This is a genomic window from Lacticaseibacillus salsurivasis, from assembly GCF_036246225.1.
Taxonomy (GTDB): domain Bacteria; phylum Bacillota; class Bacilli; order Lactobacillales; family Lactobacillaceae; genus Lacticaseibacillus; species Lacticaseibacillus salsurivasis.
The window spans coordinates 47043-67204 of the sequence record NZ_BTTP01000008.1 but is presented as its reverse complement, the minus strand read 5'-3'; the positions used below and the strand labels follow the sequence as shown (position 1 = coordinate 67204).

General features: G+C 52.7%; 25 protein-coding genes. 4 read left to right on the top strand and 21 right to left on the bottom strand.

Annotated elements, in window-relative coordinates; genetic code table 11:
* Positions 1-11: 11 nt before the first annotated feature.
* The 11 genes from AAA927_RS12870 to AAA927_RS07355 form a co-directional block, all read right to left on the bottom strand.
* Positions 12-266, bottom strand: a complete 255-nt coding sequence (locus AAA927_RS12870) for a LexA family protein (protein WP_366150657.1) — start codon at positions 264-266, stop codon at positions 12-14.
* The gene (locus AAA927_RS07400; RefSeq protein WP_338217097.1) at positions 241-1164 is read right to left on the bottom strand and encodes a phage replication protein O; all 924 of its coding nucleotides are present in this window, start codon (positions 1162-1164) and stop codon (positions 241-243) included. The genes AAA927_RS12870 and AAA927_RS07400 overlap by 26 nt, the downstream gene beginning before the upstream one ends.
* A 46-nt stretch (positions 1165-1210) precedes the next feature.
* Positions 1211-1960 carry an ERF family protein gene (locus AAA927_RS07395; protein ID WP_338217095.1) on the bottom strand — a complete coding sequence of 250 codons (750 nt, stop codon included), beginning with the start codon at positions 1958-1960 and terminating at the stop codon, positions 1211-1213.
* A 2-nt stretch (positions 1961-1962) separates the two neighbouring features.
* Positions 1963-2916, bottom strand: a complete 954-nt coding sequence (locus tag AAA927_RS07390) for a DUF1351 domain-containing protein (protein ID WP_338217093.1) — start codon at positions 2914-2916, stop codon at positions 1963-1965.
* Between the two features lie 96 nt (positions 2917-3012).
* Complete coding sequence (locus AAA927_RS07385) at positions 3013-3273, bottom strand: hypothetical protein (protein WP_338217091.1); 261 nt, start codon at positions 3271-3273, stop codon at positions 3013-3015.
* Positions 3270-3560, bottom strand: coding sequence for a hypothetical protein (locus tag AAA927_RS07380; RefSeq protein WP_338217089.1), 291 nt, complete (start codon positions 3558-3560; stop codon positions 3270-3272). The genes AAA927_RS07385 and AAA927_RS07380 overlap by 4 nt, the downstream gene beginning before the upstream one ends.
* A complete protein-coding gene (locus AAA927_RS07375; protein ID WP_338217087.1) occupies positions 3553-4047 on the bottom strand; it encodes a helix-turn-helix domain-containing protein in 495 nt (164 codons plus the stop codon). Before AAA927_RS07375 ends, AAA927_RS07380 begins: the two co-directional genes overlap by 8 nt.
* Positions 4048-4157: 110 nt before the next feature.
* Positions 4158-4328 carry a hypothetical protein gene (locus tag AAA927_RS07370; RefSeq protein ID WP_338217085.1) on the bottom strand — a complete coding sequence of 57 codons (171 nt, stop codon included), beginning with the start codon at positions 4326-4328 and terminating at the stop codon, positions 4158-4160.
* 176 nt (positions 4329-4504) lie between these two features.
* A complete protein-coding gene (locus AAA927_RS07365) occupies positions 4505-4831 on the bottom strand; it encodes a hypothetical protein (RefSeq protein ID WP_164506122.1) in 327 nt (108 codons plus the stop codon).
* The gene (locus AAA927_RS07360; protein WP_338217083.1) at positions 4828-5088 is read right to left on the bottom strand and encodes a hypothetical protein; all 261 of its coding nucleotides are present in this window, start codon (positions 5086-5088) and stop codon (positions 4828-4830) included. Before AAA927_RS07360 ends, AAA927_RS07365 begins: the two co-directional genes overlap by 4 nt.
* Positions 5089-5103: 15 nt before the next feature.
* Positions 5104-5307: a helix-turn-helix transcriptional regulator gene (locus AAA927_RS07355; protein ID WP_338217081.1), complete on the bottom strand. Its 204-nt coding sequence runs from the start codon at positions 5305-5307 to the stop codon at positions 5104-5106.
* Between the two features lie 148 nt (positions 5308-5455).
* Here AAA927_RS07355 and AAA927_RS07350 point away from each other — a divergent pair, with 148 nt between their 5' ends.
* The 4 genes from AAA927_RS07350 to AAA927_RS07335 all read left to right on the top strand — a co-directional run bounded on the left by AAA927_RS07350 (position 5456) and on the right by AAA927_RS07335 (position 8149).
* Entirely contained in the window at positions 5456-5791 is a 336-nt protein-coding gene (locus tag AAA927_RS07350; RefSeq protein WP_338217080.1) for a helix-turn-helix domain-containing protein, read from the top strand.
* A complete protein-coding gene (locus tag AAA927_RS07345; protein WP_338217079.1) occupies positions 5784-6203 on the top strand; it encodes an ImmA/IrrE family metallo-endopeptidase in 420 nt (139 codons plus the stop codon). Before AAA927_RS07350 ends, AAA927_RS07345 begins: the two co-directional genes overlap by 8 nt.
* Before the next feature lie 36 nt (positions 6204-6239).
* Positions 6240-6881 (top strand): hypothetical protein, encoded by a 642-nt coding sequence (locus AAA927_RS07340; RefSeq protein WP_338217077.1) that lies wholly within the window; start codon positions 6240-6242, stop codon positions 6879-6881.
* A gap of 95 nt (positions 6882-6976) precedes the next feature.
* Complete coding sequence (locus tag AAA927_RS07335) at positions 6977-8149, top strand: site-specific integrase (RefSeq protein ID WP_338217075.1); 1173 nt, start codon at positions 6977-6979, stop codon at positions 8147-8149.
* 139 nt (positions 8150-8288) lie between these two features.
* On the opposite strand, the gene lepA is transcribed toward AAA927_RS07335, so the two are convergent.
* From lepA to rbfA, 10 genes are all read right to left on the bottom strand, one after another.
* Complete coding sequence (lepA, locus tag AAA927_RS07330) at positions 8289-10136, bottom strand: translation elongation factor 4 (protein WP_435891516.1); 1848 nt, start codon at positions 10134-10136, stop codon at positions 8289-8291.
* A 185-nt stretch (positions 10137-10321) separates the two neighbouring features.
* Positions 10322-11479 carry a molecular chaperone DnaJ gene (dnaJ, locus tag AAA927_RS07325; protein WP_338217073.1) on the bottom strand — a complete coding sequence of 386 codons (1158 nt, stop codon included), beginning with the start codon at positions 11477-11479 and terminating at the stop codon, positions 10322-10324.
* A 121-nt stretch (positions 11480-11600) separates the two neighbouring features.
* The gene (gene dnaK / locus AAA927_RS07320) at positions 11601-13466 is read right to left on the bottom strand and encodes a molecular chaperone DnaK (RefSeq protein ID WP_338217071.1); all 1866 of its coding nucleotides are present in this window, start codon (positions 13464-13466) and stop codon (positions 11601-11603) included.
* 43 nt (positions 13467-13509) lie between these two features.
* The gene (gene grpE, locus AAA927_RS07315; RefSeq protein WP_338217069.1) at positions 13510-14076 is read right to left on the bottom strand and encodes a nucleotide exchange factor GrpE; all 567 of its coding nucleotides are present in this window, start codon (positions 14074-14076) and stop codon (positions 13510-13512) included.
* 20 nt (positions 14077-14096) lie between these two features.
* A complete protein-coding gene (gene hrcA, locus AAA927_RS07310; RefSeq protein ID WP_338217067.1) occupies positions 14097-15140 on the bottom strand; it encodes a heat-inducible transcriptional repressor HrcA in 1044 nt (347 codons plus the stop codon).
* 142 nt (positions 15141-15282) lie between these two features.
* On the bottom strand, positions 15283-16428 hold the full coding sequence (gene hemW / locus AAA927_RS07305) for a radical SAM family heme chaperone HemW (protein ID WP_338217066.1): 1146 nt from the start codon (positions 16426-16428) through the stop codon (positions 15283-15285).
* A complete protein-coding gene (gene ribF, locus AAA927_RS07300; protein WP_338217064.1) occupies positions 16428-17372 on the bottom strand; it encodes a riboflavin biosynthesis protein RibF in 945 nt (314 codons plus the stop codon). The genes hemW and ribF overlap by 1 nt, the downstream gene beginning before the upstream one ends.
* Positions 17373-17376: 4 nt before the next feature.
* On the bottom strand, positions 17377-18297 hold the full coding sequence (truB, locus tag AAA927_RS07295; protein WP_338217061.1) for a tRNA pseudouridine(55) synthase TruB: 921 nt from the start codon (positions 18295-18297) through the stop codon (positions 17377-17379).
* 2 nt (positions 18298-18299) lie between these two features.
* Positions 18300-19055, bottom strand: a complete 756-nt coding sequence (locus AAA927_RS07290) for a TerC family protein (protein ID WP_338217059.1) — start codon at positions 19053-19055, stop codon at positions 18300-18302.
* Positions 19056-19806: 751 nt separating this feature from the next.
* The gene (gene rbfA, locus AAA927_RS07285; protein ID WP_125579635.1) at positions 19807-20160 is read right to left on the bottom strand and encodes a 30S ribosome-binding factor RbfA; all 354 of its coding nucleotides are present in this window, start codon (positions 20158-20160) and stop codon (positions 19807-19809) included.
* Positions 20161-20162: the final 2 nt, after the last annotated feature.

The following is a 20162-nucleotide window of genomic DNA, read 5'->3' as shown; positions in this document are numbered from 1 at the left end:
TGTGTCCCCCGTCAGTCATGTAGTGCCTCCTCGTAGAGGGATACGCCCTTCTGGGTGACCCATAAGGAACGTGGCGCATTCCGATCCCAATTAACCAGACCGTTTCGCCGCATATGCACGAGTGCCACCTGCACAGATGATTTGCTCAAGTGGAGCTTGTCACCCATGCTATCAAGTGTTGGCGGGCACCCCTGGTAGTCTAGGGACTGGTCAATCAACGTCAGAATCTTGATGTACCTGTCACGCCATTGTTTTGGTGTTAGCATCTTTATTCCCCTTCCTGAGTTGGTCTAGTTGCTTGAGTTGTTCAGCAAGTTTGGTCTTGGTGGCCTCACTTACCTGCTCCGTTTGTTTCTTGTATCCAGGTTGCATCCAGTATGGCGTGGCCTCTTGACGTGACGGGCGGCCATAGCTCGGTTTAGCCGGATGCTTGGCCTGCTTCATCTGCTCATTAGCCTGGGCCGCCATGCGGTCGTAGTGCTTGCGCAGCTTGTCTGCTGACAGGATGTTGGTTGCCCAGAAGGTATCTGCTTGAGCCCAGTCGACCATGCGCATGATTTTGTCGAATGGCCGTTTGTCTAGCTCGTGCATTTTGCGAATGTCGTCGGCCCAGTGCTGCAGGTTCGGTTGCTTGGCTTCTGGGTTGTTGGTCTTGATTAGTTCCCGCAAGTGATCAGCAATCTTGTATTCCTCGGTGTCTGGTGCGAACGTCCGCGCTGCGGACTTCGGACGAGTATTCTTTTTACTAGTCAAGTCAATGTCAGGTACTAGTAAGTTCTTATGAGGGACAGGTTGCGGCGTAGTTTGGGGTACAGGTTGGGGGACTGTTACCGGACTAGTTGGGGTACTACTACCGGACTGGTTGCGGCGTTCCGTGTATAACTGCACGAGCTTGTAACCTGGCTTCATCTTGTTCTTATTGCCGGGATCATATTCAATCAGGTTCTCTTGGACCAGCCTATTCCTCGCGGCTTTAACGCCGTCCTCAGTTAGGCCGGTGCGACTGGCTAATACCGAATTGCGGAGCCTGAATTGGTCCTCCATTTTGCTCTCATCGTTCGCGTAATCTAGTAACTCGCGATACAGACATATCTGGCCCAATGAGAGGTCCAATTCTTCTGTCAGCAATTTACGGAAAGCCCGTCTTTGCTTGAAGTAGTCCAACAGATCACCCCCTACCCTGTTTTATCGTTTGTCATTGCTGTGCCTCCTAGAATGGAAGCTCTGGTTCGGCTACTGGTTCGTCAGCAACTGGCTCCGGTTGTGGATCCGGGGCAACTGCTGACATACGGTGGAAGGCGTCAGATACGGCTTGATATTGTGCCTCTGTCATCTGTCCCCACTTGACCGGTCCAAGCTTCGATTCGCCCACTACGGTGGTGAATACATCATTGCCATCAAGTCCGCGCACCTTGGCAAACTCCTTGAGCGACTCGAGCAAACGTTGCTTTTGCTCGGCAGTAGCAACAGGTTCGGCAGGCTGTGTAGGCTTTGCCGTGACGCTCTGCCGTTCATAACGCCGTGCTGGTGCGCGCCGTGGCTGTTCTTGCTTAGGCTGGGCTTGGCGATTTGATGCGGCATTTCCATCATCGTCAGCATCACCGACAAGCCCGAAGGCTGTCTGGAGGGTGTAGCGCCGTGCGTAGGTTTCAGCGCTCCCAAGCTCCTGCGCGGTGCCCTTTCCTGCTGGCATAGTCAGTGGTGAGAACTCGATGTATTCGCCACTGTCATGAAAGATGATGGTCTGCACTGTGACGCCGCCATGATCGTTTGAAACGTCCTGCGTCCATGAGAGGCCGGTGTTTTGAATGCCAGCGTCAACGGACTTGATGACGGCTGAAAGGTCAGAATACTTCGACTTGGTAAATGGGTTCGTGGCGTTCTTGTCTGGTTGCTTAACTTGAGTACGAAACTTGCGCATGTCTTTGATGAGTTCAATAGTCTTTTCAGAGCGTTTCATGGTTATGCCTCCTTGATTGATTCGTAGCTGATTTTGTTGGCCTTCATGAAATCGGCCAGTGCCCACATCTTTTCCTCGGTTGTGGTGACGCGGAATGCACGGGTGTAGACCGGCGCTTGTTGCTGTGGTTCTTCATCAATCAGGCTTGTTTGCTCCGGCTGTGGCACAATTTCGCCCGTCTCACGGTCAATCGTGGTATTGCCTACCTGTTCCTGCTTAGCCTTGGCAATCGCGTCTGCGGCCTCTTTGGCGCGCTGTGCGCGTTCTTCATCCTTCTTACGCTGCATCAGCGCCGCGTCCATACGAACTCGGAGTTCAGCAAAGGTGGCACCGGCTTCGATTTCTTGCAGCCAAGAATAGGCATCTAGGTTGTTGGCATCTGCGTATGCCTTAGTGGCTGCCTTATCCGATGCAATTCGTTCGCGTTGTTCGACCATGCTTTTCAGCTTGGCCCCGATCGCACGGGTGAGACCAATCGTTGGCTTGCCTGTTGGCGTCCACATATTGACTTTGTCCCATCCGTCCTCTAACTCAACGTCCGTAACGTCAATCTTGTAGGATGGCGCAAGCTCTCCGATGTAATCCAGCAGCTTGTCGTGTCGTTCATCTTCTGCCGCTTTTTGAAGCGTCTTGACGGCACTGTCGATTGGTACGATGGTAGCGTCAATTTCTCCGGTGAGCACCTTGACCTGATTTTCAAAATCGTGAAGCGGTTGGTTATATTGCTTTTTGACTTCCTTGCGCTGGCTGTCGATGGCAGCTTTGAACTTGCGTAGCTTTGCCAGTGAGTCTTGAGCGTCTTTTAGCGTTCCGTCCGTCACAACCAAGTTACTGTACTTTGATGCGTACGCGGCAACCTGCGCTTTCAAGTCGTCGTAGTTGTTAATGGTGATCGTGCTTGGCTTGTAATCGACCTGATACTTTAGGTCTTGTGGTGCGGTTAATTCGTTTGTCATGCCTTTTCCTCCGTTGCTTCTAGCAGTGCTGTGAGTTTGTCCTGCATCTCGTCCTCGTAATAGTCTTCGAGGTCTGCGTTCAGTTCATCGTCCATATCAGCGCACCACCTTTCGCTTTGGCTGCTGGCGTGTTAGACTAAGAGAAATGATGTTTTTCTTAACTTCTATTGCCTCTGCGGTTGCCGCCGCTGGGGTTTTTTTTGTGTCCTGCCAGAACTCGGCGTGTTCTTCCTGGTAGCTGGCTGGGTCGCTTGGGTCGATGTCTGGCTCATACCAGTTGAAGAAGTCTGCGGCCGCTGGGTGCTTGGTCATGAAGTTATCGAACCAGTTTGTAATGCTTATCCATGGGTGTTTCATGCTTCTTGCTCCTTTCGCTCGTGTGCCCTTCGATACTTGGCGATGATGGCGTTGTAGTCGATGCCTTCATCTGTTGCCTCGCGCATGAAGCGTTCTAGCTCGAAGTTAGGTATCTTGGTGGCGCCAATCTTCAATGTGTTGATGTAGCCGAGATCGACCAGAATTTTGACCGCGTTCACATCACAGCCGATGTACTTCGCGGCCGTTTGAATGCTCATCGTGGCGCGCTGTGCTTTGCGCTTGATGACTAGCCGTCTTGCGTTGCTCAATTCCTGCATATCAGTCACCTACAATTCCTTGCCGTTTCCAGTCCTTGACCCGCTCGGTCATCATGGACTGCATCGACCAGCCGAATTCCTCGCAGATGAACGCCGCCGCGTTGCTCCCATACAGCAGTGCATCAAGTAGCTGATTGACCGCGTTCAGCGGGTCGCTGGTGTCCTTCACCTTGTCGGCTGGTGTGGTCAGCTCATCAAATGAGTTCTGCACCGCCTCGATGGCTTGCTGCATTTCTGGCACCAGCCTGATTGCCATGGCCAATGGCTCTTTGACAATCCCATCGCCATTGATAACCGGCGCTGTGACGTGCACGAATTGGTGCGCCATATCCAGCGCCAGAAACGCGTCCTGCGCCTGTTCAACAATCTTGGCGGCGTCCTCAAGTTGAATGTCTTGCTTGCCATTCATCATGCGTGACATTGACGGTTGAGAAACGCCGATAACTCGCGCCGTGTTAACTCCGGTCATGCCTACCCGTTGCATCTCGTGGCGCAATGTACGTGGGCTCCTGATTGACCGCCTGATTGAGTAGCGGCCTTGAAGTGGCATCGTCTTCATGAATAACACCCCTCTCACAAATACCTTCATACGCTTGTATGATTTGGTTAGATGCTGGCGACCTGTTCGTCCAGCTCTTTCTCTTCATCGCTTTCGATCAACATAAGCGCGCTGTCGATGAAGTGGTCTGACTTCCGCTCGAGTTGCTTGATGGTGTAGTCGCGTCCTGCGCGCTGGAAGTACTCGTAGATCACGGTGATTTTCTCTTTGCGGTTCATGGCGTCACCCCCTTTCGTTCTTTGACATGTGAGATAATCGCCTCTGAAAGGAGGTGATTATGATGATTACATGCAACTTGATCGTCGAAGGACGGCGTGAAACCCAATTAGAACTCCCTGAAGTTCCAAGGCGCGGTGATTTGATTTCAAACGTCAATCCCAAATTACCCGTATATCTAGTACATCGTATCGAGTTCGTTAGCGGTTTTGACGGCCCCAACATCCACGTTCAGAAATTTGCTAACCAGTTGTCTGCCGTCATTAATGTTGATGGATTTCGTAATAAGCGTGGCTGGCTTTAGCTTGATCCAGTAGCAGTCTTCCACAACCGATTTGTCTATGAACACTGCATTTGATCCGGCTACAAAGGTATCAGTCTCGCCGTCCAAGCAATAGACAGAACCTTTGCGGATCAGCAGTGTTTTTGTGTCAGCTGATACTACGATACCAACCGTTTCGCCAGCCACTTCAACTAGACTTCCGACCAGTTTCTGATTGATCATCGTTCGTCCTCCTTTGAAAGCTCAGCGGCAATCTGGGCGCAGTTACCGCATTCCCATTGCCCGTCGTCCAGTTGCAAATATGCGGGATCGCCACAAATGAAACACTTGTGATGCTGGGAACACTTAATTGGCTCGAACGCATCGGTGGAGACTATTTTTATGCCACTCTGATCAATCTCAACTCGTTTGTATGGGTTGCCTTGTTCCTGCAATATTTCTGCAATTCGCAGGGCATATTGCTTCAGTTCTTTGTTCATATTGCTGCCTCCTTACTACACTTTGTAGCTATAAGCTTCAAAAAAAATTTCCTCCTTCGGCACCCCGAAGAAGTCTTCAATGCGTTGCATGGTTGCTGGCTTTGGAGTGTTTCGACCGCTTTCCCACGCTGCAACGGCCTTACCGGAGAACCCAACTTTCGCGCCAAGTTCACCTTGCGTGAGCCCCTTCTGCTTCCGCAACATTCTCAATTTGTTCAATGGTTTCACCTCCCGGCTACATTATGTAGCTTTGCTATGTCTATAATATACTACTACAAAACGTAGCATGCAACAATTATTTACTACCTTTTGTGCATTCATTTTAATGGCTACTGTTTGTAGACTTTTAAGTAAAGGAGGCTACGTTATGTTTGGTGAAAGATTGCGATCTCTACGCATGGAAAACGACTACACTCAAGAAAGCCTCGGAGAAAAACTTGGTGTTTCATCTAAAACTGTTGGCACGTGGGAACGCGGCACGCGTGAGCCTCCGATTGACAAAATTAATCAGATTGCTGCCATTTTTGACACCACATCAGACTATTTACTTGGCCGGACAAACAGCCGCTATGCAGCTAACACTTCCGCCGTAGATCTCGCAGACAAGAACGTCATCATGTCCTTTGAGGGTCGCCCTATCCCGCCCGAAGACATCGAGCTCATGAGACGCCTATTGCGAGGCACTAAAAAAGACGATGAATGACTATCTGACGCAGGTTCTGAACTACGCCTTTGAGCATGGCATAGGGGTAGAATGCTCAAACGATTTCTGTTCAGACACCCCGTGCGCATCGAACCCTGACGCGCGCCGCATCGTTATCAATATGAACTTCCACGACCAAGCCCAGCTCCCGCTCCAAGCGGCGCATGAGGTTGGTCACATACTTAACAGGCACAGCGGGTTCATGTACATGTTTACTTTACTCAAGCAGGGGCAAGAAGCTGAAGCCAACCGCACGGCCTTTCATATACTGGTGCCGATGTTCTTTGCCGACACCGAAGCCGAGGACGCTAACAGCCAAGCCTTCATGGACGCCTTCCACGTGCCTGAACCACTTGTCGGTATGGCTGAAACTGAAATAAGAGAATACTACAATCAATCGTCCAAATACTGACGACGGTAAAAGCTGACACTTGGGGGGTAATTTAAAATGGATGTAGTAGGTGGCCTTCTTGATATTGCAGGCATCGCAATATTCATCGTTGGCATTATTCGAGTAATTTCATTTCGAAAGAAAAAGTTGTCCTTGAAGCAGCCGCTCATTTTAATAGTTTTAGGAATTTCGCTGCTGTTTATTGGGGTTGCGGTAACTCCAAGTCCTGACAGTAACAAGTCGGACAAGGATACCGCTGCGCAATCAAGCAAGTCGGTCAAGTCCTCCAAGGCATCTAACAAGAGCTCAAGCAGCAACTCGTCGTCCAAGACGAGCGCGTCATCTGAGAGCAAAGCATCAAGCACAAGTAGCTCGTCTGCGCCTAAAGAATCTTTGCAAGACAAGGCCAACTCGCTCTTCGCCGATATGGGTGGTAAGGATGAATATCCATTGGTTTCACGCATTGAGGTCAATGGTACGGAAAAGAATATAACTGGCGTGTCGCTCTGGTGTGACGGCGCCCTGCAGGCTGCTGATGCCGCCACTTTAAAGCACTACTTCTCACTCGCTGCCCAAGTCGGTAATCAGCTCCTAGACGATGGATCATACAAAGTGCCATTCGTTCAAGTTTACGCTGAGCAAACAAAGGTGGCTCGAAGCGAGTACACAAACACCTCGCAGATGAAAGACCTTCGCTAATTACCAATCAGCCCCTCGTGGGGCTTTTATTTCACGCCTCGACCGAACACCAGTTTGTGAATATTAAAGATATTGAATATTCAGGAGGTATTAAAATGGCAGAAGGACACGTTAGAAAACGCGGCGAGAAATGGTATTACTCATTCGAAGCCGCCACAGTAGATGGTAAACGCAAGCGCATTGAGCGGGTCGGCGGCTACACCGAGAAGGACGCCCAGCGAGCGCTCCGCAAGGCATTAAACGAATACGAGCGCGGCGGTCTGACCGTCAAACTCAACAACATGTCAGTGGCCGACTACATGGACTACTGGCTCAAGAACTATGTCGAGAAGAACCTCAAGTACAACACGCGCAAGAACTACATGAATGTCATCGAGAACTACATCAAGCCTTATCTGGGCAAGTACAAGGTGAAGACTATCTCGCCCGCTGTTATCCAGCAGTTCGTGAACCATGTCGCCGAAACGAAGCTCAAGCGCACTGGTGAGCCGCCAGCAAAACACACGGTTGAAATCATCTTGACCGTGGTCAAAGAGGCGTTGAAACGCGCGGTCTACCCATATCAAATCATCAAAGAAAACCCGGCTGGTTATGTCGATATGCCGAAGTATGCCCCGACCCCAGCCACTACTCGCCAAGACTTGAAGATCATCACCTATGAACAGTACGAGCAGTTGCTAGCCTGCTGTCCCCCTGCCGACCCGTACCACATGCCGCTTGTGATTGCGTTCAACACCGGCATGCGCCGGGGTGAAGTACTCGGCCTTGAATGGGACATGGTGAATTTTGAGGCCGCAACTATTCGAGTAGAGCGCAACATGATCCAGAAAGGCGATGGCGTCTATGACCTTGACACGCCAAAGAGTGCAGCCGGTTATCGCACCATCACGATTGGCCCCTCACTGGTAGCCGAACTGAAAGCAAAGCGGCAGGCTCAAATGGAGATGCGCATGAGATATGGCGCCCTGTACAACGATTCCAACTTCGTCTGCACGTGGGACAACGGCAATCCAGTGGTGCCTGGCTATATCAAGTACCGCTCGCGCAAGTTGTCCGATGACCTCGGCTTCCCCTTCTCGTTCCACTCACTCCGCCACACTCACGCCACTATGCTTCTTGATGCCGGTGAGAAGCTCAAGGTGGTGCAGGAACGGTTAGGCCACGCCAAGATGTCCACCACCGCCGACACCTACCTTCACGTCACCGAGGAAATGAGAAATGACACCGCAATCACTTTTGAAGACTACCTCAAACGCAAAAAAGGCTGAACCCCTTCCGTTGGCAAACGCCAAAACGGAGTAGATCCAGCCGAACAATTTGAGGCATATTTTGCCTACGGATTCCAAGTGGCGTAGGCAAATCGTAGGCAAGAAAGCAGGAAATATCGAAATTTCACAAGCAAAACCCTTATCTGTCGCCGCTTTCGTCCTTGCTTATGTTAAGAATGCTCATGAACGCTTCCTGAGGAACCTCAACAGAACCAACCGCCTTCATTCGCTTCTTCCCAGCCTTCTGCTTTTCCAGCAGTTTGCGCTTCCGGGTGATATCCCCGCCGTAGCACTTGGCCAGTACGTTCTTGCGATAGGCCTTGACCGTGCTGCGGGCAATGATTTTGGTCCCAATCGCAGCCTGAATCGGCACTTCAAACTGCTGGCGAGGAATGGTTTCCTTTAGCTTCGAGACAATCGCGCGGCCGCGCTCAAAGGCAAAGTCCTTGTGCACAATGGTCGATAAGGCATCAACCGGATCACCATTCAGCAGGATATCCATTTTGACTAGGTCAGAGGCGCGGTAACCGGTGACTTCGTAATCCAAACTGGCGTAACCCTTGGTGGAAGACTTCAAATCATCGAAAAAGTCATAAATGATTTCCGACAGCGGCAAGTTGTAGATGACGTTGACGCGATACTTATCGAGGTAATCCATGGTGACAAACTCGCCGCGCTTGCGCTGGGCAATTTCCATCACCGGCCCGACATAATCATTCGGCACCATGATGCTGGCCTTCACAAACGGCTCGCGGATTTCTTTCACTTCGCTGGCTTCCGGCAACTCAGAGGGATTATCGATTTGAATCGTAGTGCCATCGGTTTTGTCGACTTCATAGTCCACACTCGGCGCGGTCATGATCAAATCCAAATCAAAATCGCGTTCCAAACGTTCCTGCACGACATCCATGTGCAGCAGGCCCAAAAAGCCCACGCGGAACCCAAAGCCCAAGGCCTGGGAGGTTTCCGGTTCAAACGCTAGCGCCGCATCGTTCAGTTGCAGTTTTTCCAAAGCTTCCCGCAGGTCGTTAAACTTGGCGTTATCGACTGGGAACAGGCCAGAATAAACCATTGGGGTAATCTGACGGAAGCCATCCAACGCTTTGTCCGCCGGTCGGTCCGCTAAGGTCACCGTATCACCGACGCGTGTGTCCTGAATGGTTTTGATGGAGGCGGTGATATAACCCACATCCCCGACCATCAGATAATCCTTCTGGACCGCTTTCGGCGACATCACACCGACTTCGGTGACTTCATAGCGTTTCTGGTTACTCATCAGCTCAATGGTGTCGCCGACTTTGACTAGGCCGTCCTCGATTCGCACTGCCAGCACCACGCCGCGGTAGGAATCATAAACCGAGTCGAAAATCAGCGCCTTCAGCGGGGCATCGATATCGCCACTGGGAGCCGGCATATCAGAAACAATGCGCTCCAAGACTTCCGGAATGCCCAGGCCAGTTTTCGCACTGGTCAAAATGGCTTCCGAAGCATCCAGACCAATCATTTCTTCAATTTCTTCTTTGACGACATCCGGCTGGGCGCTTGGCAAATCGACCTTGTTGATGATGGGCACAATTTCCAAGTCATCATCGAGCGCCAAGTAAACATTTGCCAGCGTCTGCGCCTCAACCCCTTGCGCCGCATCCACCAGCAACAGCGCCCCTTCACAAGCTGCCAGGCTGCGGCTGACTTCATACGAAAAGTCGACGTGCCCTGGCGTGTCGATGAGGTGGAAGATATAGGTTTCGCCGTCGTTGGCTTTGTAATGCAACTCAACGGCATTTAACTTGATGGTGATACCGCGCTCACGTTCCAGCGGCATATCATCCAGCACCTGCGCCTGCATATCGCGCTTGGCAATGGTGTCCGTTAGCTCCAAAATCCGATCCGCCAAGGTCGACTTGCCGTGATCGATATGCGCCACAATGGAAAAATTGCGGATATGCTTTTGCCGGTCTAATAATTCTGCTTTATCGATATTTTCCATACGTGCCCACTTTCCTGAAAGTCATGTCACTCTATTATAGCAAGCCCGCCAACCGGACTCAAACAGAGCCTTTGCCACACGCCAAGCATGAATTGATTGCTGTGTCGCGCCCCAGCGCCGCCTCAAGCGGACCCGCGGCACAAGCCAAAACAAAAGGAGACCAGCCTCAACTGATCTCCATTCGTTTATTTACCTTTGAATGCATCCTTGACGCGGTCGAACAGTGAACCTTCATGCGGGGTGACGTCTTCGCCGCTCGCCGCAGCAAAGGCCATCAACGCATCCTTTTGCTTCTGGTTCAGCGTCTTTGGCGTCTTGACCGTCACCGTGACGATTTGATCACCAATGCTGGCTGGCCGATTCGGATTCGGCGCGCCTTTGCCGCGCAAGCGGAACTTGGCTGCGGTTTGGGTGCCGGCCGGAATCTTCAGTTCCACTGGGCCATGGACGGTGTCGACTTTAATCGTGTCGCCCAGCGCCGCTTGCGCGAAGCTGATTGGCAGTTTGAAGTAAATGGTCGAGCCATCGCGTTCGAACTTGTCGCTTGGCGCCACGCGGAAGACGATGAACAAGTCACCATAAGGGCCGTTGTTCGCGCCAGCTTCCCCGGCGTCGCGCAAGCGCATCTGCTGACCATCTTCAACGCCACCTGGAACTTTGACGTCGATGGTGTGGCGCTGCTTTTCATGGCCGGTGCCGTGGCAAGTTGGGCACTTTTCTTTGATTTCTTTCCCGGTGCCGTTGCAGGCGTCGCAGACCTGGCGCGTCATCATGGCGCCAAGTGGCGTGTTGCGCTGGACCTGGATGTAGCCACTGCCATGACACTTCGAGCAAGTCACAGGACTGGTGCCAGGTTTGGCACCAGAGCCGCCGCAAGTGTGACACATGGCTTCCCGGTCATAAGAAATCTTGGTGTCTTTGCCGAACACCGCTTCTTCAAAGGTCAGATCCATCCGGTACTGAAGATCTGCCCCTTGCCGTGGTGAAGTCGCGCTTTGGCCGCCTTGACCACCGCCGCCAAAGAATTGACTGAAGATATCGTCGAAGCCGCCAAAACTTTGACCGCCGCCAAAGTTGGAGAAGCCTTGACTATAACCGCCCTGGCCGCCGAAGCCTTGCGGGCCATCAGCCGAGCCGTATTGATCATAAGCGGCGCGTTTTTGCGGGTCGGATAAGACTTGATACGCCTCATTGATGTCTTTAAACTTCTGCTCCGCCCCGGGTTCATGGTTAATATCGGGGTGGTATTGTTTCGACAGGCGCCGAAAGGCCTTTTTGATTTCATCATCACTAGCATCACGACTGACGCCAAGTGTTTCATAGTAATCTTTTTGATCTGCCATTATTGCCTCCTCGATTTGGAGCTGCGTGCCCCAAAAAGCTTATTCAGGATAACATACCTCGTCGATCCAATCAAAAAGCCAAAGCCGCGTGGCCTTGGCTTTTTAACGTGAGGCAAGCTGATTACTTCTTGTCGTTGTTGACGTCTTTGTATTCGCCGTCAAACGTTTGGCCATCGTCGCCGGAATCCTTGCCTTGGGCGTTCGTGTTGTTGTCAGTGCCGCCTTCAGCTTGACCCTTGGCTTGTTGTTCCTTTTGGGCCTGTTCGTAAAGCTTGACTGTCAGATCTTGCACGATCTTGTTGAGGTCATCGCGCTTGGTCTTCATGTCTTCGATGTTGTTTTCTTGTTGCGCCTTCTTCAAGGCATCTTCAGCATCCTGGGCCTGCTTGATTTCGTCGTCAGAAACCTTACCCTTGAGATCCTTCAGGGTCTTATCAGTCTGGAAAATCAGTTGGTCAACATCGTTCTTCAAGTCGACTTCTTCCTTGCGCTTCTTGTCGGCTTCTTCGTTTTCCTTGGCTTCTTTCATCATGCGATCGATTTCATCATCGGACAACCCTGATGAACTCTTGATCGTGATGTTCTGAGACTTGCCAGTGCCAAGATCCTTCGCGGAAACCTGCACAATGCCGTTCTTGTCAATATCGAACTTAACTTCGATTTGTGGAACGCCACGTGGAGCGGCCGGAATGTCGGTCAACTGGAAGCGGCCTAGGGTCTTGTTGTCCGCTGCCATTGGGCGTTCGCCTTGCAGGACGTGGATGTCAACGGCAGGCTGGTTATCAGCGGCCGTAGAGAAGACTTGGCTCTTCGAAGTAGGAATGGTGGTGTTGCGGTCGATCAGCTTGGTGAACACGCCGCCCATGGTTTCAATCCCTAAGGACAGTGGCGTAACGTCAAGCAAAACGACGTCCTTCACATCCCCGGAAATGACCCCACCTTGCACCGCCGCGCCAAGCGCAACGGCTTCGTCAGGGTTGATGCTGTGGTCAGGTTCCTTACCGGTCCAGCTCTTGACCGCTTCTTGGACGGCTGGAATCCGAGTGGAGCCACCGTTCAAGATGACCTTATCGATATCAGCGTTGGTCAGGCCAGCATCCTTCATGGCGTTTTCCACTGGGATGCGAGTCTTGTCAACCAAGTCAGAGGTCATGTTGTCGAACTGAGCCCGGGTCAACGTGCGTTCCAAGTGCAGTGGGCCATTGGCACCGGCGGAGATAAATGGCAAGGAAATCTGAGTCTGGGAAACGCCAGACAGGTCCTTCTTCGCCTTTTCAGCGGCATCCTTCAGGCGCTGCATGGCCATCTTGTCTTGGCTCAGGTCGATGTTGTTGTCCTTCTTGAATTCAGCAACCAACCAGTCGATGATCTTGTTATCAAAATCATCACCGCCCAGGTGCGTATCGCCGTTCGTGGACAGCACTTCGAACACGCCGTCGCCTAACTGAAGGATGGAGACATCAAACGTCCCACCACCAAGGTCGTAAACCAGGACTTTTTCATCCTTGTCGCCTTTGTCCAAACCATAGGCCAAAGCAGAGGCGGTTGGTTCGTTAACAATCCGGGAAACGTTCAGGCCGGCAATCTTACCAGCATCCTTGGTCGCCTGCCGCTGTGAATCGTTAAAGTAAGCAGGCACCGTGATGACCGCATCTGTCACTTCTTCGCCCAGGTAGTCTTCAGAGAACTTCTTCATGTATTGCAAGATCATCGCAGAGATTTCTTGCGGGGTGTATTCCTTATCGCCGACCTTCACTTTGTAGCCGGCTTCCCCCATGTGACGCTTGATGGAGGTAATGGTATCTGGGTTGGTGATGGCTTGACGCTTAGCGACTTCACCGACTTGGATTTCGCCGTCTTTAAACGCGACAACAGATGGCGTGGTGCGGTTGCCTTCTGGGTTGGTGATAATCTTTGGTTGGCCGCCTTCAAGCACCGCAACCGCAGAGTTGGTGGTCCCTAAGTCAATGCCGATAACTTTACTCATAGTTAAATCCCCTTCTTAATTCAGTTTTTAAAAATTGAGTTGACTAATTTGCGACAACAACCATCGCTGGCCGCAGCACGCGATCCTTCAGCATGTAACCACGCTGCAGGACCTGCACCACAGTGTCTTTGGGATGGTCATCATCCGCCGGCACAGTTTGCACCGCTTGATGCAAGGTCGGGTCAAAATGGCCCTTGGTGTCGATTTCGGTGACGCCATTTTCTTTCAGCGCCGCCTCAAGATGATTGTAAACCATTTCGACCCCTTGCTTCAAAGACACCGCGCTGTCCTCTTTCACGTCGGCCGTTAAGGCGCGCTCCAGATTATCCAGCACCGGCAGCACCGCCTTGGCGAGCTTTTGCCCGTCATACTTAGCGGCGGCCTCGCGCTCTTTGTTGAAGCGCTTGTTCATGTTGTTGATTTCTGCCGCGGCCCGCAGGTATTTGTCTTCGAGCTCATCGCGCTCTTTTTGCAGTGCCTTCACATCGACTTTTTCGTCTTTGATTTCAGCATCCAAATCGGCGGTCATTTCCGCGGCGATTTCTTCTTTCAACGATGGCTGTTTGGCCGGCTCAGCTTTTGGCTGCTCGGCCTTCTTCTTCTCAGTCATGTCGTGCCTCCCTTACCGTTTTACTGATCAAAATGCGAGTAATAATCGGTCAAGCGTTTTGCCAGCTCCTCACGGAAGGCATCCAGTAGTCCGATCATCTTAGAATATGGCATTTGGGTCGGGCCAATCAAGGCAATCATCCCGGTCCCATGCTCGCCGACAGAGTAGTTCGCCGTCAGCAGGCTTAAGTTTGCCAGCACATCTGGCGTCAGCTCTGAACCCAGCTTGACCTTGATGTGCGAGTCATGGAGCGGCCCCAGCAAGGCATTGACGTTGCCCTGCTCGGAATCCATCATGGCCAGCAGGTGCTTGAGCTGATCCACGTCGTTATCGCCTAGGTAATCCATCAAATTCAACCGGCCGCCGACGTAAAAGCGTTCAGCCGCGGCTTTTTTGAGGACGTTCCCGAAGATATCCAGGAAGCCATCAGGCGAGGTCATGTACTTGAACAGTACCGCGGGCACCTCAGTTTGCAGCTTCTGGGCCACTTCACCGAGACTCAAGCCGACCAATTCGTCATTGATGATACGAATGGCCTTCTCGACACCATCGGAATCAACTTCCGGCGGCAAGGTGAACAACTGGCTTTCAACACTGCCGTTGGAAGTGACCAGAATCGCCATCACCTGATGATTGCCCAATGGCACCATCCGAAACCCGGTTAACTTGAGGTTGGTGACCTCAGGCCCAAGGGTGATCGCCGTGTAGCTAGTCAAGTTAGACAAAATCCGCGCACTTTGCGCCACGATTTCGTCGATTTTGTAAAAATGACCGCCGAAACCTTGTTGAATCGCCGCAATCTCATTGGCCGAAACCGCCGTCGGTTCAACTAGGTTATCCAAGTAGAAGCGATAACCCTTGGTCGATGGGACCCGGCCAGAGCTGCTATGCGTTTTTTTGATCAGGCCTTGCTCTTCGAGTGCCGCCATATCATTTCGTATTGTCGCTGAACTGACGTGAATCGGCAGTTCAGCCATCAGCGTCTTGGAGCCGACCGGTTGGCCACTTTCAGTGAATGACCGAATGATCTCCTTCAAGACGAGCAGTTGGCGTTTCGTCAACATAATCCCACCTCTTTTAGCACTGATACTGTTTGAGTGCTAAGTACACTACATAATATAGCAACCACGCTTAGCAAAGTCAACCTCTGCCTGCTAATTCCTTGCCGTTAAGCCAAAAATCGGCCCCAAGACGGAGGCCGATTCATCATACCAACTGATCATCCAGCAGAAACTGCTGAAAGACTTCATTGCCTAAAAACTGGCCCTTGTTAGTGAGCCGAATGCGCTGGTCATCCACTTCTAGGAGCTGCTGAGCAACCAGCTGATCCAATAGCTCGCCATACACCGCCTCCACGCTCATATGGTAGCGGTCGGCAAAGCGCTGGCGCGACACGCCTTCGCGGGTGCGGAGGCCGAGGAACATTTCTTCCTCAACTTGCTCTTCCAGTGGGACCAAGTGATGTTCAATCACCGGCACCTTGTGGTCATGCAGCGGCGCCAGATATTGCTGAATGGGACCAAAGTTGTGGTACCGATCGCGGCCCACATAGCCGAACGCGCCTGCTCCGAACCCGAAGTAATGGTCATTGCGCCAGTACAGCAGATTATGCTGACACTGGTAGCCTGGTTTGGCAAAGTTCGAAATCTCATATTGGGCCAAGCCGTGCGTGGCCATCAAATCAATGGCATCTTGATACATATCTGCTTCAGTATCTTGGTTAGGCAGCTGCAGTCGTCCTTTGCGCATCAAGTTGTAGAAAATCGTTTTGCGCTCCAAAATGAGCGAGTACGTCGAGTAATGCGGCAGCTCCAAATCTAGAGCCTGATGCAAACTCGCGAGAAAGTCTTCGCGGGTTTGCTGCGGCAGGCGGAAAATCAGATCGATGGAGAGATTTTCAAAGCCAACTTTGTGGGCGTTGGCAATGGCCTGGTAGACATCCGCAGCGCGGTGAGTGCGGCCAATGCGCTTAAGAATGTCATCATTGAAGGATTGCACCCCAATCGATAGCCGATTGACGCCATTGTCGTGCAGCACCTGCAACTTTTCCGTCGTCAATAAGTCATTGGGATTGGCCTCAAAGGTAAACTCGCCATCGTCAAAGTGTAGCGCCTCGCGAATCCCGGTAATTAACCGCTCCAATTGCGCTGGCGTCAGTGTCGTCGGGGTCCCACCGCCGACATAGACGGTTTCAATGCGTTCATCGCGGTGACTGGCCATCACCAGATTCATTTCCCGAATCAGCATGTCGACATAGTCATCGACCGGCTGGCCTTCAATGAAGACCTTATTGAAGTCGCAGTAGTAACAAATATGCGAACAAAAAGGAATATGGATATAAGCGCCTGCCATTATGCCTGCTCCTTCAGCGTGCTGCGCGCGTGCTGTTCGTCTTGGGCCAGCTGATCAATCAACCCTTGCGCGCCATCAAACTTCACTTCACCGCGCAAGTAGCGCCACCATTCGACCACCACCGGCTCACCGTAAATATCTTGGTTGAAATCAAACAAGTTGATTTCCAGCGTGATGGGCCGATCGGCGCCAAACGTGACATTACGCCCGACTGATGCCATGCCGCCGTACCACTGCCCCTTCACCTGTAGCCGCACCACGTAAATGCCAATGCCTGGCAAGCGCTCGGCGGCCGGGGTGTCAATGTTAGCCGTGGGATAACCCAACGTGCGCCCGCGCGCCTCGCCATGGATGACCTTGCCAGTCGTTTGGTAGCGATAACCCAGCAAATGATTGGCTAGGGTGATGTCGCCGGTATCCAAGGCCTGGCGAATGCGAGTGGAAGAAATCTTCTGGCCATCGTCACTATCTTGAGGGACCACGATAATCTCAAACCGTTCTTTGGCATACTTGGGCAAATTCGTCATGGTGGCGATATCGCGCTTGCCATAAGTATAATCAAAGCCGGCCACCACCACTTGGGCCTTTAACCCCACCAGGTAATGGTCCACAAAAGCCTGCGGCGACTGACGAGCAAACTCAGGGGTAAAATGGACAAAATACAGCAAATCTACGCCTAGGCCGGCCATCAATTCAATTTTCCGTGGCCGCGTTGACAAGTATTTCACGTCATTAGCCGCCATGCCGCGGTAAATCACTGCCGGATGGACGTCAAAGGTCATCACTGCCAGGGGCAAATCGCGCGCCTGCGCGGCCTGCTTGGCCTGGCGAATCACTTCTTGATGGCCGCGGTGGACCCCATCAAAAAAACCTAGGGCCAGCACAATGGGGCCGGCTGGCACCTGCGCCGCCTGCAGCGGCGGCATGATATCAATCACTTGCATTGTTTTAATCACCTAATATGTCTGACAGTCCAGCATTGGCCAAAAACATGACCGCCGGGCGATATTCGTTTTCTTGTTGTTCGTAAACGGCTTTGAGGATGCCTTGATACGTCAGTCCCACTTGCGGTGCGGTTTGCGGCAAACTCAACCCACGGCCATCTTGCACCCGCTGCCACTGAGTTTCATCCAACGCGGCCAAAGGCAAATGAGGATAAGCAAATTCAATCGGCTGCAAATGCGCGGCTACCACTGCCGGCGCCGTTTCGCGGGTCAAAGGCCGCAAATCCAAGGTATCGGCCAGCGTAAAGCCACCGCTTTGAATCCTAGTCAGCTGCGCCATCACTGCCGGCACGCCGAGCCGGCCGCCAACATCCACCGCCAATGTGCGAATGTAGGTGCCTTTGGACACTTGGGCCTCAAAGCTGAAGGTCTGAGTGCCGGCTGCAGCATCAAAAGTACTCGGCGCCGTGCGGTCAAAGCGATAGACCGTGGCTTGCCGCCGCGGCCGCTCAACAGTTTCACCTTTGCGGGCGTAATCATAAAGCCGGCGGCCGTTGACCTTGACCGCTGAATACATCGGCGGAATTTGGGTAATCTCGCCAGTCAACGTGGCGAGCGCCGCATCAATGGCCCCGTCCGTGAAAGGCTCGACCAAGCGCTGACGCGCCACTTCGGCCCCATCGAGGTCTTCTGTTTCCGTCGCTAAGCCGAACGTGGCTGAACCCGTGTAGGTTTTACCCAAATTCATCAGCGCCGGGACGGCTTTCGTCGCCGCGCCCAAGGCAATCGGCAGCACACCATCCACGCTTGGATCAAGGGTGCCGGAATGCCCGACTTTTTTCATGCGCAATAAATAGCGCAGTTTGCTGACGACATCGGCTGAGGTCATGCCAGCGGGTTTATAGACCGGTAAAATGCCGTCCATGCTTATCCTTTCCCTCCTGCGTTGCGGACATGCTGGCGATGCACCAGCCAGGTGACGAAAAACGCGCCGAAGACGAAAATACTGAAGGCCCAGTTCGGCACTTCAAGATTGATTTGCGGTAGGCTCAGCGCCAGCTTCAAGGCAATCACACCGATCAGCACATACGCCATCACTTCCAGCTCTGGCACCTTGGTGATGAAGTCCGTAATGACTTGCGCGACAAACCGCATAGCCAAAATGCCTAAGCAGCCGCCGATCAGCACAATCACCGGATTATTATCAATGGCCAGCGCTGCCAAAATCGAATCCACGGAAAAAACAATATCCAGCGCCTCGATTTGCGCCACCGTGCGCCAGAAGTGACCGGCGCCTTTTTTGACGGTGGTCGGCTTAGGGCCGCTATCAGGGTGCCGCTGCTCGTAGAAGAAGTGCAGTGACATCCACAGCAGATACGCCGCGCCCAGCGCCTTAATGCCCCAGAAATGCAGCAGATAGGTGCCGAGACCGATGGCGATGAAGCGGAAGAGATAAGCGCCCCACATGCCGTAAATCAGGGCATGATGCTGCTCTTTTTTATCTGGCAGCGACTTGGTTTGCGCCGCCAGCACCACAGCGTTATCCACCGAGAGCAGGCATTCGAGCATGGCCAGAGTCAAAATCGTGACCCAGCCTTGCGTGGTCATCACAGCCTGATGCCAATCTGTGGCCTCAAAGAAAGGCATATATAATTTCTCAATCAAACTCAACCGCGCCACCATCCTTATTCGTCCTATTATACCGTTGTCTGCCAGCTCATGCACCCGGAACTCGCGGGTTGATCTTTGGCGGGCGCGGGTTTGGTGGCGGCAGACTCCGCTTGGCGGGGGTACTGGCTGTGCGGCCGGTCCGAGCCACAGATCGGTCTCGGACCTAGTTTTGAAGCCGCAGTCGCTGCGCTCCGGTGCGTCTTCAAAACTGCCGCGATTAGCTCTGGGAAGCCCAGCGCCAAACCCGCGCCGGTCTTCCTGTCGCTAATCGATTCACTGCCAGACCCCTGCCAAGCTCCGCCCACCACCACCAATCCCACTCGATAACAGTAATGGCTATCAGCCCGACAACCTGCGTCCAGACAATAAATGAATATACTCACAAATAGTGGCCACATCAGGTCCAGAGCTAGCCAACGAAAACCTCTTTCTGAGATAAAAGAACCGCTTGGCCTTCTCTAGCGGGGCAGGTCGGGATGGCAGAGGGGCACGGCGGTCCAGCCGCGAAACGGTCAGCACACGAGGAGACTGCGTTTTTTGCAGGCTGCTCCTGTGCTGACCGGGGGCAACGATGAGACAGCGTTGAGCGCGGTAGCGCGATGCTGGCTCACCGTTGAGGCTGGAGACCGCTCTTTGGCTCCAGCCGGCCCCCGCAGCCGGACCACCGCGCCTCGGCGCCACCCCGACCTGCCCCGCGGCCCGCTGCAGACAAACATCAAACAAAAACACCTCCGTAACTAAACAGTTACGGAGGTGCGGACGGCTATTCGAGGCCGTCTTTTTTGACTTCGTTGAGGAGTTGATCGATATGTGCCCCGTATTGAACAGAGGCATCGTGCGTGAAGGTCAAGGTTGGCACCTTGAACAACTTAATCCGCTGACCAACTTCGCTGCGAATCAAACCCTTGGCTTTATCCAAGCCGGCTTGCGCGTCGGCCAGGGCTTTTTCATCATCGCTCCAAACACTGAAGTAAACTGTGGCCTGCTGGAGGTCGCCGGTTAACTTCACGCCGGTGATGGTGACGCCTTTGACCCGCGGATCGTTGACATCTTTGAGCAAGATATCATCGACTTCGCGCTGAATCTGCGTTTCGACGCGGCCAATTCGATGCTTCATAG

Excerpts from the sequence above, each read along its gene's own strand:
- AAA927_RS12870 (WP_366150657.1), bottom strand. The coding sequence starts at position 266 with ATGCTAACACCAAAACAATGGCGTGACAGGTACATCAAGATTCTGACG.
- AAA927_RS07395 (WP_338217095.1), bottom strand. The coding sequence starts at position 1,960 with ATGAAACGCTCTGAAAAGACTATTGAACTCATCAAAGACATGCGCAAG.
- AAA927_RS07390 (WP_338217093.1), bottom strand. The coding sequence starts at position 2,916 with ATGACAAACGAATTAACCGCACCACAAGACCTAAAGTATCAGGTCGAT.
- AAA927_RS07385 (WP_338217091.1), bottom strand. The coding sequence starts at position 3,273 with ATGAAACACCCATGGATAAGCATTACAAACTGGTTCGATAACTTCATG.
- AAA927_RS07370 (WP_338217085.1), bottom strand. The coding sequence starts at position 4,328 with ATGAACCGCAAAGAGAAAATCACCGTGATCTACGAGTACTTCCAGCGC.
- AAA927_RS07365 (WP_164506122.1), bottom strand. The coding sequence starts at position 4,831 with ATGATCAATCAGAAACTGGTCGGAAGTCTAGTTGAAGTGGCTGGCGAA.
- AAA927_RS07360 (WP_338217083.1), bottom strand. The coding sequence starts at position 5,088 with ATGAACAAAGAACTGAAGCAATATGCCCTGCGAATTGCAGAAATATTG.
- AAA927_RS07350 (WP_338217080.1), top strand. The coding sequence starts at position 5,456 with ATGTTTGGTGAAAGATTGCGATCTCTACGCATGGAAAACGACTACACT.
- AAA927_RS07345 (WP_338217079.1), top strand. The coding sequence starts at position 5,784 with ATGAATGACTATCTGACGCAGGTTCTGAACTACGCCTTTGAGCATGGC.
- AAA927_RS07340 (WP_338217077.1), top strand. The coding sequence starts at position 6,240 with ATGGATGTAGTAGGTGGCCTTCTTGATATTGCAGGCATCGCAATATTC.
- AAA927_RS07335 (WP_338217075.1), top strand. The coding sequence starts at position 6,977 with ATGGCAGAAGGACACGTTAGAAAACGCGGCGAGAAATGGTATTACTCA.
- lepA (WP_435891516.1), bottom strand. The coding sequence starts at position 10,136 with ATGGAAAATATCGATAAAGCAGAATTATTAGACCGGCAAAAGCATATC.
- dnaJ (WP_338217073.1), bottom strand. The coding sequence starts at position 11,479 with ATGGCAGATCAAAAAGATTACTATGAAACACTTGGCGTCAGTCGTGAT.
- dnaK (WP_338217071.1), bottom strand. The coding sequence starts at position 13,466 with ATGAGTAAAGTTATCGGCATTGACTTAGGGACCACCAACTCTGCGGTT.
- grpE (WP_338217069.1), bottom strand. The coding sequence starts at position 14,076 with ATGACTGAGAAGAAGAAGGCCGAGCAGCCAAAAGCTGAGCCGGCCAAA.
- hrcA (WP_338217067.1), bottom strand. The coding sequence starts at position 15,140 with ATGTTGACGAAACGCCAACTGCTCGTCTTGAAGGAGATCATTCGGTCA.
- hemW (WP_338217066.1), bottom strand. The coding sequence starts at position 16,428 with ATGGCAGGCGCTTATATCCATATTCCTTTTTGTTCGCATATTTGTTAC.
- ribF (WP_338217064.1), bottom strand. The coding sequence starts at position 17,372 with ATGCAAGTGATTGATATCATGCCGCCGCTGCAGGCGGCGCAGGTGCCA.
- truB (WP_338217061.1), bottom strand. The coding sequence starts at position 18,297 with ATGGACGGCATTTTACCGGTCTATAAACCCGCTGGCATGACCTCAGCC.
- AAA927_RS07290 (WP_338217059.1), bottom strand. The coding sequence starts at position 19,055 with ATGGTGGCGCGGTTGAGTTTGATTGAGAAATTATATATGCCTTTCTTT.
- rbfA (WP_125579635.1), bottom strand. The coding sequence starts at position 20,160 with ATGAAGCATCGAATTGGCCGCGTCGAAACGCAGATTCAGCGCGAAGTC.